Origin of the sequence: Streptomyces sp. NPDC050703 (assembly GCF_040654435.1) — a bacterium.
GTDB lineage: Bacteria > Actinomycetota > Actinomycetes > Streptomycetales > Streptomycetaceae > Streptomyces.
On sequence record NZ_JBFAHX010000038.1, the window covers coordinates 51,127 to 67,803 of the forward strand.

General features: G+C 72.1%; 17 protein-coding genes and 1 pseudogene. 9 read left to right on the forward strand and 9 right to left on the reverse strand.

Going from position 1 to position 16,677, the window contains the following annotated elements; genetic code table 11:
* Positions 1 to 49: 49 nt before the first annotated feature.
* From AB0I16_RS28210 to AB0I16_RS28230, 5 genes are all read right to left on the reverse strand, one after another.
* Positions 50 to 1,015 (reverse strand): hypothetical protein, encoded by a 966-nt coding sequence (locus tag AB0I16_RS28210; protein ID WP_363252414.1) that lies wholly within the window; start codon positions 1,013 to 1,015, stop codon positions 50 to 52.
* 97 nt (positions 1,016 to 1,112) lie between these two features.
* Positions 1,113 to 1,328: a hypothetical protein gene (locus AB0I16_RS28215; protein ID WP_363252415.1), complete on the reverse strand. Its 216-nt coding sequence runs from the start codon at positions 1,326 to 1,328 to the stop codon at positions 1,113 to 1,115.
* 261 nt (positions 1,329 to 1,589) lie between these two features.
* On the reverse strand, positions 1,590 to 2,210 hold the full coding sequence (locus AB0I16_RS28220) for a GNAT family N-acetyltransferase (protein ID WP_363252416.1): 621 nt from the start codon (positions 2,208 to 2,210) through the stop codon (positions 1,590 to 1,592).
* 266 nt (positions 2,211 to 2,476) lie between these two features.
* Entirely contained in the window at positions 2,477 to 3,520 is a 1,044-nt protein-coding gene (locus AB0I16_RS28225) for a family 2 encapsulin nanocompartment cargo protein polyprenyl transferase (protein ID WP_363252432.1), read from the reverse strand.
* Between the two features lie 132 nt (positions 3,521 to 3,652).
* A complete protein-coding gene (locus AB0I16_RS28230) occupies positions 3,653 to 5,059 on the reverse strand; it encodes a family 2B encapsulin nanocompartment shell protein (RefSeq protein WP_363252417.1) in 1,407 nt (468 codons plus the stop codon).
* Between the two features lie 251 nt (positions 5,060 to 5,310).
* Here AB0I16_RS28230 and AB0I16_RS28235 point away from each other — a divergent pair, with 251 nt between their 5' ends.
* The 3 genes and pseudogenes from AB0I16_RS28235 (at position 5,311) to AB0I16_RS28245 (ending at position 7,327) form a co-directional block, all read left to right on the forward strand.
* Positions 5,311 to 5,547 (forward strand): hypothetical protein, encoded by a 237-nt coding sequence (locus tag AB0I16_RS28235; RefSeq protein WP_363252418.1) that lies wholly within the window; start codon positions 5,311 to 5,313, stop codon positions 5,545 to 5,547.
* Between the two features lie 139 nt (positions 5,548 to 5,686).
* On the forward strand, positions 5,687 to 6,277 hold the full coding sequence (locus AB0I16_RS28240; RefSeq protein ID WP_363252419.1) for an N-acetylmuramoyl-L-alanine amidase: 591 nt from the start codon (positions 5,687 to 5,689) through the stop codon (positions 6,275 to 6,277).
* A gap of 88 nt (positions 6,278 to 6,365) precedes the next feature.
* A pseudogene (locus AB0I16_RS28245) lies at positions 6,366 to 7,327 on the forward strand (pyridoxal-phosphate dependent enzyme).
* Here the strand turns inward: AB0I16_RS28245 and AB0I16_RS28250 are convergent.
* Positions 7,306 to 8,904: a Na+/H+ antiporter gene (locus AB0I16_RS28250; protein WP_363252420.1), complete on the reverse strand. Its 1,599-nt coding sequence runs from the start codon at positions 8,902 to 8,904 to the stop codon at positions 7,306 to 7,308. The pseudogene AB0I16_RS28245 and the gene AB0I16_RS28250 overlap by 22 nt on opposite strands.
* Positions 8,905 to 8,950: 46 nt before the next feature.
* Here AB0I16_RS28250 and AB0I16_RS28255 point away from each other — a divergent pair, with 46 nt between their 5' ends.
* The 3 genes from AB0I16_RS28255 to AB0I16_RS28265 all read left to right on the forward strand — a co-directional run bounded on the left by AB0I16_RS28255 (position 8,951) and on the right by AB0I16_RS28265 (position 10,895).
* Positions 8,951 to 9,211: a UBP-type zinc finger domain-containing protein gene (locus AB0I16_RS28255; RefSeq protein ID WP_363252421.1), complete on the forward strand. Its 261-nt coding sequence runs from the start codon at positions 8,951 to 8,953 to the stop codon at positions 9,209 to 9,211.
* A gap of 245 nt (positions 9,212 to 9,456) precedes the next feature.
* The gene (locus tag AB0I16_RS28260; protein ID WP_062782207.1) at positions 9,457 to 9,870 is read left to right on the forward strand and encodes a hypothetical protein; all 414 of its coding nucleotides are present in this window, start codon (positions 9,457 to 9,459) and stop codon (positions 9,868 to 9,870) included.
* Positions 9,871 to 9,884: 14 nt separating this feature from the next.
* Complete coding sequence (locus AB0I16_RS28265; RefSeq protein WP_363252422.1) at positions 9,885 to 10,895, forward strand: RNA polymerase sigma factor SigF; 1,011 nt, start codon at positions 9,885 to 9,887, stop codon at positions 10,893 to 10,895.
* Between the two features lie 21 nt (positions 10,896 to 10,916).
* Here AB0I16_RS28265 and AB0I16_RS28270 read toward each other — a convergent pair whose 3' ends face one another.
* Positions 10,917 to 11,375 (reverse strand): hypothetical protein, encoded by a 459-nt coding sequence (locus tag AB0I16_RS28270; RefSeq protein ID WP_363252423.1) that lies wholly within the window; start codon positions 11,373 to 11,375, stop codon positions 10,917 to 10,919.
* 80 nt (positions 11,376 to 11,455) lie between these two features.
* Here AB0I16_RS28270 and AB0I16_RS28275 point away from each other — a divergent pair, with 80 nt between their 5' ends.
* Together AB0I16_RS28275 and AB0I16_RS28280 are read left to right on the forward strand one after the other, a co-directional pair.
* A complete protein-coding gene (locus tag AB0I16_RS28275; protein WP_363252424.1) occupies positions 11,456 to 12,424 on the forward strand; it encodes a diacylglycerol kinase family protein in 969 nt (322 codons plus the stop codon).
* Between the two features lie 316 nt (positions 12,425 to 12,740).
* Entirely contained in the window at positions 12,741 to 12,998 is a 258-nt protein-coding gene (locus AB0I16_RS28280; protein WP_016639615.1) for a WhiB family transcriptional regulator, read from the forward strand.
* 200 nt (positions 12,999 to 13,198) lie between these two features.
* On the opposite strand, the gene AB0I16_RS28285 is transcribed toward AB0I16_RS28280, so the two are convergent.
* Entirely contained in the window at positions 13,199 to 14,665 is a 1,467-nt protein-coding gene (locus AB0I16_RS28285; RefSeq protein WP_363252433.1) for a PAS domain-containing sensor histidine kinase, read from the reverse strand.
* A gap of 314 nt (positions 14,666 to 14,979) precedes the next feature.
* Positions 14,980 to 15,609 carry a TetR/AcrR family transcriptional regulator gene (locus AB0I16_RS28290; RefSeq protein WP_363252425.1) on the reverse strand — a complete coding sequence of 210 codons (630 nt, stop codon included), beginning with the start codon at positions 15,607 to 15,609 and terminating at the stop codon, positions 14,980 to 14,982.
* A 134-nt stretch (positions 15,610 to 15,743) separates the two neighbouring features.
* Here AB0I16_RS28290 and nagB point away from each other — a divergent pair, with 134 nt between their 5' ends.
* The gene (gene nagB / locus AB0I16_RS28295; protein ID WP_363252426.1) at positions 15,744 to 16,529 is read left to right on the forward strand and encodes a glucosamine-6-phosphate deaminase; all 786 of its coding nucleotides are present in this window, start codon (positions 15,744 to 15,746) and stop codon (positions 16,527 to 16,529) included.
* The last annotated feature ends 148 nt before the right edge of the window (positions 16,530 to 16,677 follow it).

Below are 16,677 nucleotides of genomic sequence, written 5' to 3' on the forward strand. Positions count from 1 at the left end.
CGCCCGGCGCCAGTGCTGCCCGGGGGCCTCGCCGGGCCCAGCCCCGGCCTCAGTCCAGCTCCTCACGGACGATGGCCCGCACCCGGTCCAGGTGCGCCCGCACGGCCTCGTACCGGCCCTTGTGCGCGCGGAGTTCCGCCCGCTGCTTCTCGGCGCTGACCGCCCACCGCACGCCCGCCGTGTTCAGGGCGCGGTTGCACTCGACGTCGGCGACGGCCGTGGCCAGCTCCTTCTCCGTACGAGCGGTGTTGCCGTCCTGCCGGCCCCTGAACCACGCCTTGTCGCCGGCGGCCGCCGCCGGGCTCTCGTACGACGTGAAGCCCTTGCCCGCCATGCAGCGCGACCAGTCGCGGAACGCCCGGCGCACCCGCTGGTCCGCGGCCACGGCCTTGTCCAGCTTCTCGACGCGTTCGGGGACGAAGGAGCGCTGCCGAGCCGCCTTCTCGTCCTGCAGGAGCCGGCGCGCCGCCAGCGCCTCGCAGCCGCCCTCGGGGACCTCACGGCCCCCCACCACTTCGGCGCGCCCGCCCCGTCCGCCGGTGCCGTCCAGCACCCTGCGCTCCGCGTCCGTCGGCACCCGGCCCTGGTTCCCGGGGCCGTCCCTCTGCTCCTCCAGGAGGGCCGGATCGAGGCCGTAGCCCCAGCGGCGGGCGTGAGCGAGGTCGAGCGTGCCGTAGGGCGACACGGAGATCGCCACCAGGTTGAACGACGCGGCCATCTTCGTGCCCCACCCGGGGTGCAGCGGGAAGTCCTCGAAGCCGTGGGAGCGCATGCACCGCTGGGTGACGCGCGCCAGCGCCTCCTCGATGCGCTGCTGTTCACGGCCGCTGAACTCGTAGCGGTCCAGCGGCAGCGCGGGAAGGTCCTTCTCGTCCCTGACCCTGGGTACGCCGTCCTCGCGCGCGTACCCCGGTGCCTCGTCGTGCGCCGACGGGCCGGTGCCGCACACGGCCAGGACCAGCCCGGCCGACACCGCCAGGAGTGCCGGCACGAGCCCGGCCCACCGCCTCTTCACGTGCCCTCCCCAGTGGTCCGCGCCGTCGACCGTCGGGACCCTACCGCGCACGGCGCCCCGGGGTCAGGACAGGCACCGGCCGACCGGTGGGACGCCCTCAGGCCACGGGGCCCGGGGGGACGTCGGGACCGCGCAGGGGGTCGGGGTCACGCAGGGGGTCGGCGCCGCGCAACGGGTCGGGTCCGCGCAGGGGATCGGGCTTCGCCTCGGGGGCCGGGCCGCCGCCCGCCACGGGGGGCCGCTTGCGGTGCCGCGGCCTGCGGTGTCTGCCCGCCGCCCGGTTGCCGGGGTGGTCCGCGTCCTCGTCGGCCACACAGGCCTCACACTGCGCGTTGCGGCACGGCCCGGGACCCCATACGGGGACGAACACCCCGAGCACCTTGCGCCGCCGGATCGCCGTACCGACCGGACCTCCGCAGGCCCCGCACACGGGCTCGTCCCGCGGGCCGTGGCCGGGGCCCGATCGCGGCCCTTCGCTGCCCATACAGGCAGTTTATTCCGGCGGGCCGCCTCTGGGCAGCCTCGCGGCGAAGCCCGCTCGCCGGCATTCCGGCCCGAGGCGCTGCGCCCCCCCCTACGCCGAGGCGTCCACGCCCCGCGGTTCCCGCCACATCGGCCACATCCGCGGCCCGCCGGGCAGGTCGAGCGGCGTCCCCGTGCAGTCGAACCCGAGGCGTTCGTACAGGTCACGGCTGCGGGCGTTGCTCGCCTCCAGATAGGCGTGCTCGCCCTGTCTGTCGCACCGGTCGAGGACGGCGGTGACCAGGGCCGTGCCGAGCCCCTCGCCCTGCCGGTCCGGCCGTACGGCGATCATGTGGAGGTACTGGTGGGCCCGGTCGGTCGGGTGCGACGCGTCGGTCAGCCTGCCTATCAGCTCGACCCGCTCGTTCTCCGGGTCGACGGCCTGCCGCAGCAGCGCGGGCCCGTCCTCCGCACCCTGCCCTCCGCCGTCGGGACCGCCCGCGGGGACGGACCACCACAGGGCCGCGGCGGCGCCGTCCGCGGTGACGTCGACGTACCCCTCGGCGATGGCCATGTCGAAGAAGGCGCCCATCATCGCGCCATGCGTCCGTCTGCGGTGCTCCTCGTCGGGAAAGACCCAACCGCTCACCGGGTCGTCCATGAACGCCTCGTCCAGCAACCGCACCACATCGGCCCGGTCGTCCTCCCCGGCCCTACGGATCTCCACACCCACAGCCCGCCCCTCCCCGATCGACCACACGGAACGGCACACCGCACCGGACACCGAACCGCGTCCCGCGGAGCGCCGGTCGCAGCCTAGGTGATCACCCCCGCACCGCGTGAGGCCCCGCGAACGGCGTGAGGGCCCCGTGGCCACCGTCCGACCGGCAGCCACGAGGCCCCTTGCCCACGCCTCACCGTGTGCGTCTTCGCCCCCCCCTGTTTCCCCCCGGCCCCCACCCCCCGTTCCCCAGTCCCGCCTCTCCCCTTGCCCCGGTCTCAATGCGTACGGCGCGTCACGAACTCCGCGAGGGCGAGGAGGCCGCCCGCCGACTCCGGGTCAGGGACCGCTCCGGCGAGCTGCCCCAGGGCTCCGGACATCCGGTCGGCCGCGTGCGCCAGCGCCCAGTCGCGGCCGCCCGCGCGCTCCACCGCGTCCGCCGTCCGCGCCGGCTCGTCCTCGCCCGGCGGGCCGCCGTACAGCTCGGCGAGTTCCCCCGCGGCCCGCGTGCCCGACGTGAGCGCGGCCACCACCGGCAGGGACTTCTTGCGGGCGGTGAGATCGGCGCCCGCCGGTTTTCCCGTACACCCCGGGTCACCCCAGATGCCGATGACGTCGTCGATGAGCTGGAAGGCGAGCCCCGCCTGGCGGCCGAAGCCGTCGAGCGCGTCCGCCGCCTCCCGGCCCGCCCCCGCGTACAGCGCGCCGATCGCGCACGCGCAGCCGAGCAGCGCACCGGTCTTTGCCTCGGCCACGGCCAGGCACTCGTCCAGCGTGACCTGGTCCGGGGCGCGGCCCTCCAGGGAGCAGTCCATGAACTGCCCCTCGCAGAGCTCCTCCACGCACCGGGCCAGCCGGACGGCGGCCTCCGCGGCCCCCGGGTGGGGGTCGGCGGCGAGTACGCGCTGCGCCAGGGATTGCAGGGCGTCACCGGTGAGGATCGCGGCGGCGTCGCCGAACACGGTCCAGGCGGTGGGCCGGTGCCTGCGCGTGGTGTCGCGGTCCATCACGTCGTCGTGCAGCAGTGTGAAGTTGTGGGTCAGCTCCACGGCCGCGGCGGCCCGGACGGCCGTCTCCCGCTCGCCGCCGAGCGCCCGCGCCGCCGTCAGCACGAGGGCGGGCCTGATGGCCTTGCCGCCGTTCCCCGGGGCCGGTGTGCCGTCGGCGTGCTCCCACCCGAGGTGGTAGCGCGCGACCCTGCGCATGGCTCCGGGCAGCGAGTCGACCGCCGCGCACAGCTCCGGGTCGACGAGGGCCCGTGCGGTGGCCAGGATCTCCACTGCCTCCTGGCCCTCACCCGCCCCCCGCGCCGGCACCGTCATGCCTGCCGTGTCCGTCGTCGTGTCCGTCATGGACTCACCCCGATAAGGATGCGGACGGTGGCGGTTCCTCGGCCTGTGGGCGCGTACGGAGGGGGTGTACCCCGGGACGGCGCCACGGACACGGCCCATGCCTCACCTCCAGCGGCCGATCTCGACGTTCTCCAGGACGCCGAGCGCGTCGGGGACGAGCACGGCCGCGGAGTAGTAGGTCGACACCAGGTACGAGATGATCGCCTGCTCGCTGATGCCCATGAACCGCACCGACAGGCTCGGCTCGATCTCGTCCGGGATGCCGCTCTGCCGCAGCCCGATGACGCCCTGCTCCTCCTCGCCCGTACGCATGCAGATGATGGACGTCGTGCCGGCGTCGGTGACCGGGATCTTGTTGCACGGAAAGACCGGCACGCCGCGCCAGGTCGGAATCCTGCTCCCCGCCACGTCGATGGTCTCGGGGACGAGTCCTCGCTGGTTCAGCTCGCGGCCGAACGCGGCGATCGCGCGCGGATGGGCGAGGAAGAGCTTGGACCCGCGCCTGCGGCTGAGCAGCTCGTCCAGGTCGTCGGGGCCCGGCACGCCGTCGTGCGGCTGGATCCGCTGGTCGTACTCGCAGTTGTTCAGGAGACCGAACTCTCGGTTGTTGATCAGCTCGTGCTCCTGGCGCTCCTTGAGCGCCTCGACGGTGAGCCGCAGCTGCTGCTCCGTCTGGTTCATCGGCTGGTTGTAGAGGTCGGCCACGCGCGTGTGGACGCGCAGGACCGTCTGGGCGACGCTCAGTTCGTACTCGCGCGGTGCCGATTCGTAGTCCACGAAGGTGCCCGGCAGCACGGCCTCGCCGACGTGACCGGCCGACAGGTCGATGGGCGCCTCGCCGTACTTGTTGGTCCGCTGGGCCGGGATGGACCGCAGCCGCTGGAGGTGGCCGCGCAGGGTCTCGCTGCGCTCGGCGACCTGTTCGAGGTCCTGGCGCGGCAGGACGAGCACCGTGCAGGCGGTCACCGCCCGTGCGGTGTACTCCCAGATGGCCTCGGGGTCGAGGAGCGCCTGCTCCCCGAAGTAGGAGCCGTCGGCGAGCGTCCCGAGCACCGTGTCGTCGCCGTAGGGGCCGGTGCCGACCTTCTCCACCCGTCCGTGCGCGAGCAGGAAGACCTCGCCCGAGGGGCTGCCGAAGGAGGTCAGGACCTCGCCCGCGGCGAACTCCCGCTGCCGGCAGCGGGAGGCCAGCTCGCCGAGCACCTCCTGGTCGTCGAAGTCCCGCAGCAGCGGCAGCTCGCCCAGCTCGGCGGGGATGACCTGGACCTGGTCGCCCGTCTTGACGAAGGTCACCCTGCCGTCACCGACCGAATAGCTCAGCCTGCGGTTCACCCGGTACGTGCCGCCCTGCACCTGCACCCACGGCAGCATCCGAAGGAGCCAGCGGGAGCTGATCTCCTGCATCTGCGGTGCCGACTTGGTGGTGGTGGCCAGGTTCCGTGCGGCCGACGTGCCGAGGCTCTGCTGCGGCTTCTCCGACTCAGCGCGGATCTCTTCGCCTACCGACATTGGCTGTGCCCTCCCGAGTACCTGCGGTGATCTCGCGGGACACCCTTCCAGCACGGAGCGTGGTGCCGCCATTACACAAAAGAGCGGGAATGGATCTCGCTCCCGCGGGGCATGGGTGGCGTTTTCACCCGTCCGGCCCAACGGGGCGGCGCGCGGGAACCCCGGCGCCGAGGCACCCGTTGGATCATGTGCGGGGCGTTCACGCCGTGCGCGCCTTTCACACCTTTCGCATCGACCGGCAGGAGACAGCAATGGCGGGCTTCCTCGACCGCGCCAAGGAACAGGCGCAGCGCGGCCTCACGCAGGGCAGGCAGAAGATCGACGAGGTGCAGGAGAAGCGGGCGGGCGACGCGCTCCTGAGGAAGCTGGGCGCGGCGTATTACGCCGAGCGGCACGGCTCGGGCTCCCCGGAGGCCACCGCGCAGGCGCTGCGGGCCGTGGAGGCGCACGTCGCGGCGAACGGCGACGCGTTCCTGCACGGCACCTGACCGGATCGGCTCGCACGGTGCCCGAACACGCCCCGGATTGCTTCCGAACGGCTGGTCCGGGCACCGGACTTCCGGTACAAGCAGGGCGTACGAGGCGGTTCGCGACAGGCGGCCGTCGCGCTCCGCAAAGGAGGCGGTCATGGCCCCACCCATGTCCGCGGGACGCTTTCTGGACGCGCTGCGAGACGAGGGCGTCACCGTCGTCGAGGTAGGCGACTGGGAGCACCACAACCGCAACCACAAGGGCCCCTGGGGGCCCGTGCACGGGGTCATGATCCACCACACCGTGACCAAGGGCAGCGAGCGCACGGTGGAGATCTGCCGGGACGGGTACGCCTCGCTGCCGGGTCCGCTCTGCCACGGCGTGATCACCAAGGACGGCCGCGTCCACCTCGTCGGGTACGGCCGCGCCAACCACGCGGGGCTCGGTGACGACGACGTCCTGCGCGCGGTCATCGCCGAGAAGCGCCTCCCCCCGGACAACGAGGCGAACACCGACGGCAACCGCCACTTCTACGGCTTCGAGTGCGAGAACCTCGGTGACGGCGAGGACCCCTGGACCGAAGAGCAGTTCGACGCCATAGAGAGGATCTCGGCGGCGATCTGCCGCCACCACGGCTGGACGGAGCGCTCGGTGATCGGCCACCTGGAGTGGCAGCCGGGCAAGGTGGACCCGCGCGGCTTCACGATGGACGCGATGCGGTCCCGCGTCGAGGAACGCCTCAAGTAACCCACCAGCGGGGGCCCGGCATTGGCACAGGCCCCCTCCCGTCTCCCCCGCCCCGGCCGCACGGTGCCTCGCGGGGGACAATGGCGGGGTGCATCCCACCCCGCCCACCGGTCTGTCCCCGCGGCTGCCGTCGCCGTTGCAGTACGTCAGGGACGACCGCTTCGAGCGCCACGGCGTGCGGCTGCTGCTCAAGCGCGACGATCTGATCCACCCGGAGCTGCCGGGCAACAAGTACCGCAAGCTGGCGCTGAACCTGTCGGCCGCCGCCGACGCCGGGCACGGCACGCTGCTCACCTTCGGCGGCGCCTACTCCAACCACCTGCGGGCCACGGCCGCCGCGGGCCGCCTCCTCGGCTTCGCCACCATCGGCGTCGTACGCGGCGACGAGCTCGCCGGGCGCCCCCTGAACCCGTCCCTGGCCCGCTGCGCCGCCGACGGCATGCGGCTGCACTTCGTCGACAGACCGACGTACCGCGCGAAGAGCGAACCCGCGACGCTGGACGCCCTCCTGCGCGCGACGGACGCGCGGGACGCCTACGTGATCCCCGAGGGCGGCAGCAACGCCCTGGCCGTCCGGGGCTGCGCGGCGCTGGGCGAGGAGCTGCGCGAGCACACCGACGTGGCCGCCGTGGCCTGCGGGACCGGCGGCACCCTCGCGGGGCTCGCCGCGGGGCTCGGCCCGCACCGCAGGGCCCTCGGGATACCGGTGCTCAAGGGCGGCTTCCTCGGCCCGGGGATACGGGCGCTCCAGCGGTCGGCGCTCGGCGCACCGACCGCCAACTGGAGCCTGGACGAGCGCTTCCACTGCGGCGGCTACGCCCGTACGCCCCCCGCCCTGTGGCCTTCGCCGAGGACTTCGAGCGGCGCCACGGCCGGGAGACGGGCCTCTCCGTGGAGAGGCTCTATGTCGCCAAGCTCCTGCACGCGCTGACCGTCCTCTGCGCGGAGGGCGCCTTCCCGCCCGGCACCCGCCTCACCGCGGTCGTCACCGGCGCCGGTGACGCGGCGGCCCAGCCGTCGGCCCCACCTCAGTCGTCGACCTCGCGGTAGACGGCCGCCTCCTCCAGGTCCAGCTTGCGCAGCAGCGTCCGCATCATCTCGTCGTCGATGCGCCGCTCGTCCCGCATCCGCACGAAGACCTCGCGCTCCGCGGCGATCGCCTCGCGCGCGAGGCGGCGGTAGGTGTCGTCCGCCGACTCGCCGGTCACGGGGTTGGGCTGGCCGAGCCGCTCCCACACGGAGTTGCGGCGCCGCTCCAGAACGGTGCTCAGACGGTCCTGGAGGGGCTGCGGGAGGCAGTTGCGCTCGTCCTCCATCAGGGACGCCACCCGGGCCTCCGCGGCCTGTGAGGCGGCGTTCTGCGCCTGCGCCTCGGCGAGGGTCTGCGCCCGCCCGTCCCTGCCCGGCAGTTTCAGGACACGGATCAGCCACGGCAGCGAGAGTCCCTGCACGACGAGCGTGCCGATGACCGTGGTGAAGGTCAGGAACAGGACAAGGTTGCGCGCGGGGAAGGGCTCCCCGTCCTCCATGGCGACCGGGATGGAGAAGGCGATGGCCAGCGAGACCACGCCGCGCATCCCGGCCCAGCTCACGATCAGCGGCCTGCGCCAGTCCAGGTCGTCCTCGCGCTCCCTGATCCGCTTCGAGACGGCCCGCGGCAGGTATGTCGCCGGGTAGGACCACACGAAGCGCACCACCACGACGAACAGGAAGACCCCGGCGGCGTACCAGGCGGCCTGGCCGACGCTGTACTCGCCGAGCCCCTTGAGCACGACGGGCAGCTGCAGCCCGATGAGCGCGAAGACCGCCGACTCCAGGATGAACGCGACGACCCGCCACACCGCGGCCTCCTGCAGCCGCGTCTCGAAGTCGACCTGCCAGGAGCGGTGTCCGAGGTAGAGGGCGACGACGACCACGGCGAGCACTCCGGAGGCGCCCACCTGCTCCGCGGCCGCGTACGCGACGAAGGGGATCAGCAGCGACAGCGTGTTCTGCAGCATCGCCTCCTTGAGGTGCGTGCGCAGCCAGTGGATCGGCACCATCAGGATCAGTCCGACGCCGACGCCGCCGACCGCCGCCACCAGGAACTCCCTGACGCCGCCCGACCAGCTCGCGCCCTCGCCGACCGCCGCCGCGAGAGCGACCTTGTAGGCGGTGATCGCCGTGGCGTCGTTCACCAGGGACTCGCCCTGGAGGATCGTGGTGATCCTGGACGGCAGGCCGACCTTGCGCGCGATCGCGGTCGCCGCGACGGCGTCCGGCGGCGCGATCACGGCGCCGAGCACCAGCGCGGCCGTCAGCGGCAGGTCGGGGATGAGCAGGTACGCCAGCCAGCCGACGGCGAGCGTGGCGAAGAGCACGTAGCCGACGGAGAGCAGCGCGACGGGTCTGATGTTGGCGCGCAGGTCCAGGTAGGAGCTCTCCAGTGCGGCCGTGTGCAGCAGGGGCGGCAGGATCAGCGGCAGGACGATGTGCGGATCGAGGTGGTAGTCGGGTACGCCGGGCACGTACGCGGCGACGAGTCCCGCGCCCACCAGGAGCAGCGGAGCGGGTACGGGGGTCCTGCGCGCGGCCCCCGCCACCACGGCGCTCGCCGCGACCAATGCCACCAGGGGCAGTACATCCATCGGCAGACCCCTCCGCCTTCCGCTTTCCCGACGTAACCTGGCAATCATGAACGAGTGTCCGCATGTCGCAGCGCTGCCCCGCCCCGAGGTGTCACCGCTGAGCGACACGTGCCTGGAGTGCCGCGCGGCCGGCAGCCACCCCGTGCAGCTGCGGCTCTGCCTGGAGTGCGGACACGTGGGCTGCTGCGACTCCTCGCCGTTCCGGCACGCGACGGCGCACTTCGAGGAGACCTCACACGCAGTGATGAGGACCTTCGAGCCGGGCGAGAGCTGGCGATGGTGCTTCGTGGACGGTTCGATCGTCTGACGCCTGGGTACGTCAACCCGGCACCCGTTCTTTCCAATTGGGCCCGCCGAACCCCTAGCCACTGTGCGTACTCATATGCTTACTATGAGTGACAGCATCGGGACGGGGCCCCCGGGACACGGAGCTGGGGATCGCGGTAGCGTCACCGCATAACTACGTGGCGCGTTACCCGTGTGACGCAGGCCGGACCGCCGCCGACGGCGGGCCGGAGCCCCGAAAGTGCTTGTACCACCTTGGAGGTGAGGGTGTCCCAGATCGCAGGCGAGCCCGGAAATCAGGACTTCGTGGAAGTCCGCCTTCCGGCTGCGGGTGCCTACCTGTCGGTGCTGCGGACGGCGACGGCCGGCCTCGCGGCGCGTTTGGACTTCACTCTCGACGAGATCGAGGACCTCCGCATCGCGGTCGACGAGGCCTGCGCGATCCTCTTGCAACAGGCCGTGCCCGGCTCGGTGCTCAGCTGCGTCTTCCGGCTCGTCGACGACTCGTTGGAGGTGACGGTCTCGGCGCCGACGACCGACGGCCGGGCCCCGGAGCGCGACACCTTCGCCTGGACCGTGCTGTCGGCCCTCGCGGGCCAGGTGGACTCCGCCGTCGCCGAGGACAACACCGTCTCGATCAGCCTCTACAAGAAGCGCGGCGCGGGACCCGGGCCGGCGTGAACGGAGACGGGCCGGTGCGGGACGAAGAGCGCGGCACACAGAGTCTGCCCGTCGACGGCGGGGAGGGGACGCGCCGTATGACCACCGGAATCCCCGAGCAGCAGGCGAAACCGCACCCTGAGGACCCGGAGCAATCGGGTCCGCTGACGGTGGCCGATGTGTCGGAGCAGGCAGAGCCGACCGCCAAGGACGGGCTCCAGCAGCTCTCCGGCCGGGGCGGCGGGCGACGGGCGGGAAACATGAGCGAGCACGAGCACAGCCGGCACGATCCACGGGACCGGAGCAGCGCACGCGCGATGTTCGTCGAGCTGCGCGCCCTGGACAGCGGCAGTCGGGAGTACGCGGAGCTGCGCAACCAGCTCGTCCGCATGCACCTGCCGCTCGTCGAGCACCTGGCCCGCCGCTTCCGCAACCGCGGCGAGCCGCTCGACGACCTCACCCAGGTCGCCACGATCGGCCTGATCAAGTCCGTCGACCGGTTCGACCCGGAGCGCGGCGTGGAGTTCTCCACGTACGCGACGCCGACGGTCGTCGGTGAGATCAAGCGGCACTTCCGCGACAAGGGGTGGGCGGTCCGCGTCCCGCGGCGCCTGCAGGAGCTGCGTCTCTCGCTGACGACGGCGACGGCCGAGCTGTCCCAGATGCACGGCCGCTCCCCCACGGTGCACGAGCTGGCGGAGAAGCTGGCGATCTCGGAGGAGGAGGTCCTCGAAGGCCTGGAGTCGGCGAACGCCTACTCCACGCTGTCCCTGGACGTCCCCGACACGGACGACGAGTCGCCGGCCGTGGCGGACACCCTGGGCGCCGAGGACGAGGCCCTTGAGGGCGTCGAGTACCGCGAATCGCTCAAGCCGCTGCTCGAAGACCTGCCGCCGCGCGAGAAGCGCATCCTGCTGCTGCGCTTCTTCGGGAACATGACGCAGTCGCAGATCGCGCAGGAGGTCGGCATCTCCCAGATGCACGTCTCGCGCCTGCTGGCCCGCACCCTGGCCCAGCTCCGCGAGAAGCTGCTCGTGGAGGAGTAGGCCGCTCCGGGGACGCCGGTGCTACTTCTGGTCCTGCACGCCGCCGTGGCCCCGGATGCCGAGGGCCTCGGTCGTCGCCGGATGGACCAGGAGCACCAGTGAGGCGATCGCCACGACCGCGAGGGCGATGCCCGCGGGGATCGCGGCGCTGTCGGCCTGGAGCAGCTGCCAGGCCACGGGCAGCGCCATGATCTGCGTGATGATCGCGGGCCCGCGGCTCCACCGGCGCTGCCTGAGCAGCCCGCGCGCGGCGAGCAGCGGCAGCAGCGCGAGGACGATCAGCGTGATGCCGCCGGTCTCGGCCTGGCGGGGGTCGTCGGGCGATCCGGCGAGGCCCATCACGAGCATGTACACACCCCCGGCGACCAGCGCCAGGCCCTCCAGCGCGGACAGGGCCGCGGCGGCGGTGAGCCGTCCGGGACGCGGACCCGGCGCGGCCGGCTCCGGGGCTTCGGGGGTGGTTTTCCGCTCAGTACTCACTCCAGCAGGGTAGCCCCGCGCCTCCGTGCCCCGGCACCTCGGTCTGGGTCGTCCGGTGAGAGCTGGGTACCCTGCTCAGCATGCGTGCACTTCTCGTGGTCAACCCGGCGGCAACCACCACCAGTGCGCGTACGCGTGACGTCCTGGTCCACGCACTGGCGAGCGAGATGAAGCTCGACGCGGTGACCACGGAGTACCGGGGGCACGCGAGAGACCTCGGCCGGCAGGCCGCGGAGAGCAAGGACATCGAGCTGGTCGTCGCCCTCGGCGGCGACGGCACCGTCAACGAAGTCGTCAACGGACTGCTCCACCACGGCCCCGATCCGGACCACCTCCCCCGCCTCGCCGTCGTCCCCGGCGGCTCCACCAACGTCTTCGCGCGCGCCCTCGGGCTGCCGAACGACGCGGTGGAGGCCACCGGCGCCCTCCTCGACGCCCTGCGCGAGGGCAGTGAGCGCACGGTGGGCCTGGGCATCGCGGGCGGCACGCCGGGCACGGAGGACGAGTCGGTGCCCTCGCGCTGGTTCACGTTCTGCGCGGGGCTCGGCTTCGACGGCGGCGTGGTCGGCAGAGTCGAACAGCAGCGCGAGCTGGGCAGACGCTCCACCCACGCGCTCTACGTCCGCCAGGTGCTGCGGCAGTTCATCGACGAGCCCCACCGCAGACGCGGCATGATCACGCTGGAGCGGCCGGGCGAGGACCCGGTGACGGACCTGGTGCTGTCGATAGTCTGCAACACCTCGCCCTACTCCTACCTGGGCAATCGCCCCCTGTACGCGTCCCCGCGGGCGTCCTTCGACACCGCGCTCGACGTGCTGGGACTGAAGAAGCTCTCGACGGCCGCGGTGGCCCGTTACGGAACGCAGCTACTGACGTCCACACCGGAACGGGGACCACACGGTAAGCACGCGGTCACGCTCCACGACCTCACGGACTTCACCTTGCATTCAAAGGTTCCACTGCCCCTCCAGATGGACGGTGACCACTTGGGACTGCGTACGAGCGTGACGTTCACAGGCGTTCGCCGTGCACTGCGTGTGATTGTGTGAGTAGAAGGGCCTAAAGTCCTTTCAGTCGAACGTTTAGGCCAGGATCCACCCCATGGAAGTACGGCTGTGACCCAGTCGACACTGAGGAATCCAAAAAAACTTTCCGGAAGGGGTTGTATCCGCCGCCGAGGTTTGCGAATCTCTACATGGCGATCGGGACGGCCCGCAACATCGGCCCCGCAGAGAGCCAGAACCCCTCCTCCACCACAGGTCCACACCAGGCAACTGGGCGTCGGCCCTTCCCGCGTCGAGGGATTCGTGAAAGCGTTCACATTCACAAGCAACCTGAATGTCATACCAAGGAGAGGTAGCAGCCATGGACTGGCGTCACAACGCCGTTTGCCGCGAAGAAGACCCCGAGCTCTTCTTCCCCATCGGCAACACCGGTCCTGCGCTGCTGCAGATCGAGGAAGCCAAGGCCGTCTGCCGCCGCTGCCCCGTCATGGAGCAGTGCCTGCAGTGGGCGCTTGAGTCCGGCCAGGACTCCGGCGTCTGGGGTGGCCTCAGCGAGGACGAGCGCCGCGCGATGAAGCGCCGCGCCGCTCGCAACCGTGCACGCCAGGCCAGCGCCTGACGCCCACACCCCCGACGAGCCTGAGCTTGGCGGCGCGTACACCGCGTACGCATCTCCCGCCCCCGAGCCGCAGCCGCGCAGTACCCCCGATGCGCATCGCAACGTGAGCAGTGAGCCCCGGACCACTTCGGTCCGGGGCTCACTGCTGTGTGCTGTCCGGTGCGCGGCCGGCATGCACCGCCGCCGTCGCCCGGCCGCCGCTACTTGTGGCCGTGGATCGGGATGTCGAGGAGCACCCGCGTGCCGCGCTCGGAGGCGCGGACCATGTCGAAGGTGCCGCCCAGCTCCCCCTCGACGAGGGTGCGGACGATCTGCAGGCCCAGGTTGCCGGAGCGGTGCGGGTCGAAGTCGTCCGGCAGGCCGACGCCGTCGTCCTGGACGGTGATCAGCAGCCGCGCCTCCTTGGTGGTGCCGCCGCGCACCGCCGAGACCTCGACCGTGCCGGTGTCCCCCTCGCGGAACCCGTGCTCCAGGGCGTTCTGCAGGATCTCCGTGAGCACCATCGACAGCGGTGTCGCCACCTCCGCGTCGAGGATGCCGAAGCGTCCGGTGCGCCGGCCCGCGACCTTGCCGGGCGAGATCTCGGCGACCATCGCGAGGACCCGGTCGGCGATCTCGTCGAACTCCACCCGCTCGTCGAGGTTCTGGGAGAGCGTCTCGTGGACGATGGCGATGGAGCCGACGCGGCGCACCGCCTCCTCCAGCGCCTCCCTGCCCTTGGCCGAGTCGATGCGGCGGGCCTGCAGCCGCAGCAGCGCGGCGACCGTCTGGAGGTTGTTCTTCACCCGGTGGTGGATCTCCCGGATGGTCGCGTCCTTGGTGATCAACTCCCGCTCACGGCGGCGCAGTTCCGTGACGTCGCGCAGGAGTACGAGGGAACCGATGCGCGGCCCCTTCGGCTTGAGCGGGATCGCGCGGAGCTGGATCACGCCGTCCCCGCCCTCGATCTCGAACTCGCGCGGCGCCCAGCCGCTGGCGACCTTGGCCAGGGCCTCGTCCACCGGTCCGCGCGACGGCGCGAGTTCGGCGGTGGCCCTGCCCAGGTGATGACCGACCAGATCGGCGGCGAGGCCGAGGCGGTGGTAGGCGGACAGGGCGTTCGGCGACGCGTACTGGACGATGCCGTCGGCGTCGAGCCGCAGCAGACCGTCCCCCACGCGCGGGGACGCGTCCATGTCCACCTGCTGCCCCGGGAACGGGAACGACCCCGCGGCGATCATCTGCGCCAGGTCGGAGGCCGACTGGAGGTAGGTCAGTTCGAGGCGCGACGGCGTGCGGACCGTCAGCAGGTTGGTGTTGCGGGCGATCACTCCCAGTACCCGCCCCTCCCGCCGTACGGGAATGGACTCCACCCGCACCGGGACCTCCTCGCGCCACTCGGGGTCGCCCTCGCGGACGATGCGGCCCTCGTCGAGGGCGGCGTCGAGGAGGGGCCGCCGGCCGCGCGGCACGAGGTGGCCGACCATGTCGTCCTGGTAGGAGGTGGGGCCCGTGTTGGGCCGCATCTGCGCCACCGAGACATAGCGGGTGCCATCACGGGTGGGGACCCACAGCACGAGGTCGGCGAAGGAGAGGTCGGAGAGCAGCTGCCACTCCGAGACCAGCAGATGCAGCCACTCGAGGTCGGAGTCACCGAGGGCGGTGTGCTGGCGTACGAGGTCGTTCATGGAGGGCACGAGTGCGAGCGTACCTTTCACGTACGGCGGCTCCCGACGAGCCGCGGCGCCAGGGTGGGACCCTCGACCCACCCACGGCACCGCAGCCCTTCAGGTGCATCGGCCCCCAGAATGTGCGGTACCGGGCGGCCGATCGGGAGGACTCGGCGCAGTCAGGGCAGAGAGCGCCGGTTCCTCGGTCCGCTCTCCTGTGCGGGGAGAGCGGAGGCTTTACTCCCGCATTGTGGACTAGACCATTCTCCGATGTCTACGCGCGGGCACATCTTTGTTCCTGCCGCTTCCCCCGGGGGCGCCTCCCCCAGGGGTCAGGCCCCATTCTCAGCCCCATTCTCCGGCAGTCCGGCCGCCGGCCACACCGACATCGCCAGATCCGCCACCGCTTCCAGCTCCTGTCTGGTCGCGCCGTCCCTGGCCTGCTGGGACATCCCCTGGAAGACCGCGCGCACATAGCGGGCGAGGGCGGCGGGGTCGGCGGTCTCCGGCAGCTCGCCCGCCGCGACGGCCGCGCCGACGCGGGACCGGATGTCCGCGACGGCGGCGTTCCGCCGCTCGCGCAGGGACTTCTCCACCTCCGGGGTCGTGCAGTTCGTGGCGGCGGTGACGACCAGGCAGCCGCGCGGGTGGGCGGGGTCGGTGAAGGCGGCCGCGGCCTCGCGCAGCAGGCGCGCCACTCCGCCGCGCACGGTGGGCTCCTCGGCGAGGGCACGCTCGGCGAAGGCGCCGTGGGAGACGTCGTAGCGCGCGACGACCTCGTCGAAGAGCGTGCGCTTGTCACCGAACGCGGCGTAGAGGCTGGGGGCGCCGATGCCCATGGCGCGCGTCAGGTCGGAGACGGACGTACCTTCGTACCCGTGCTCCCAGAAGGCCTGGACCGCCTGCTCAAGCGCTGCCTCGCGGTCGAAGGAACGGGGGCGCCCGCGCCGTTTCGTCGCCATGGAGCGAATTGTATAGCGGCCATTAGCGAATCGGGGAGACGCGGGCCCGCGAAAGACCTGCCGGCAGGGCACAGCTCTGCTAGATTGGTCTATACCACCAATCGTAGAGCCCTCTCCAGATCGGCAGGCCCAGCGTGGAAGTTGTCATCGTCCCGGACGCCACGGCAGGCGGCGAGCTCATCGCGGAGGCCATGGCCGCCCTGGTGCGCCGCAAGCCTGACGCCCTGCTCGGTGTCGCCACCGGGTCCACCCCCCTGCCCATCTACGAGGCGCTGGCCGCCAAGGTCGCCGCCGGTGAGGTGGACGCGTCGCGGGCCCGGATCTGCCAGCTCGACGAGTACGTGGGGCTGCCCGCGGGCCACCCGGAGTCGTACCGCTCCGTGGTGCTGCGCGAGGTCGTCGAGCCGCTCGGGCTGAGCGAGGAGTCGTTCATGGGCCCGAACGGCAGTGCCCAGGACGTGCAGTCGGCGTGCGTGCGGTACGACAAGGCGCTGGCCGAGGCCGGTGGCGTCGACCTCCAGCTCCTCGGGATCGGCACCGACGGGCACATCGGGTTCAACGAGCCGTGCTCGTCGCTCGCCTCGCGCACGCGGATCAAGACGCTGACCGAGCAGACGCGGGTGGACAACGCGCGCTTCTTCGACGGGGACATCGAGCAGGTCCCGCACCACGTGATCACCCAGGGCATCGGGACGATCCTGGAGGCGCGGCACCTGGTGCTGCTCGCCACGGGCGAGGGCAAGGCGGACGCGGTGGCCGCGACGGTCGAGGGTCCCGTCGCCTCGGTCGTCCCGGCGTCGGCGCTGCAGCTGCACCCGCACGCCACGGTCGTCGTGGACGAGGCGGCGGCGTCGAAGCTGAAGCTCGCGGACTACTTCCGGCACACCTACGCCAACAAGCCGGACTGGCAGGGGCTGTAGCGGGACCGGCCCGGGTCGCACCAGGGCCCGTACGTATGAGGAGGGGCGCCCCCGGCCGGGGGCGCCCCGGGTCTTTTGTACTGGGGGGGTGGGCGGGTGAGCGCGGGGGGGTGTTGTGCGCTGGCGACAGGCCGCAGACCCGGGGCGG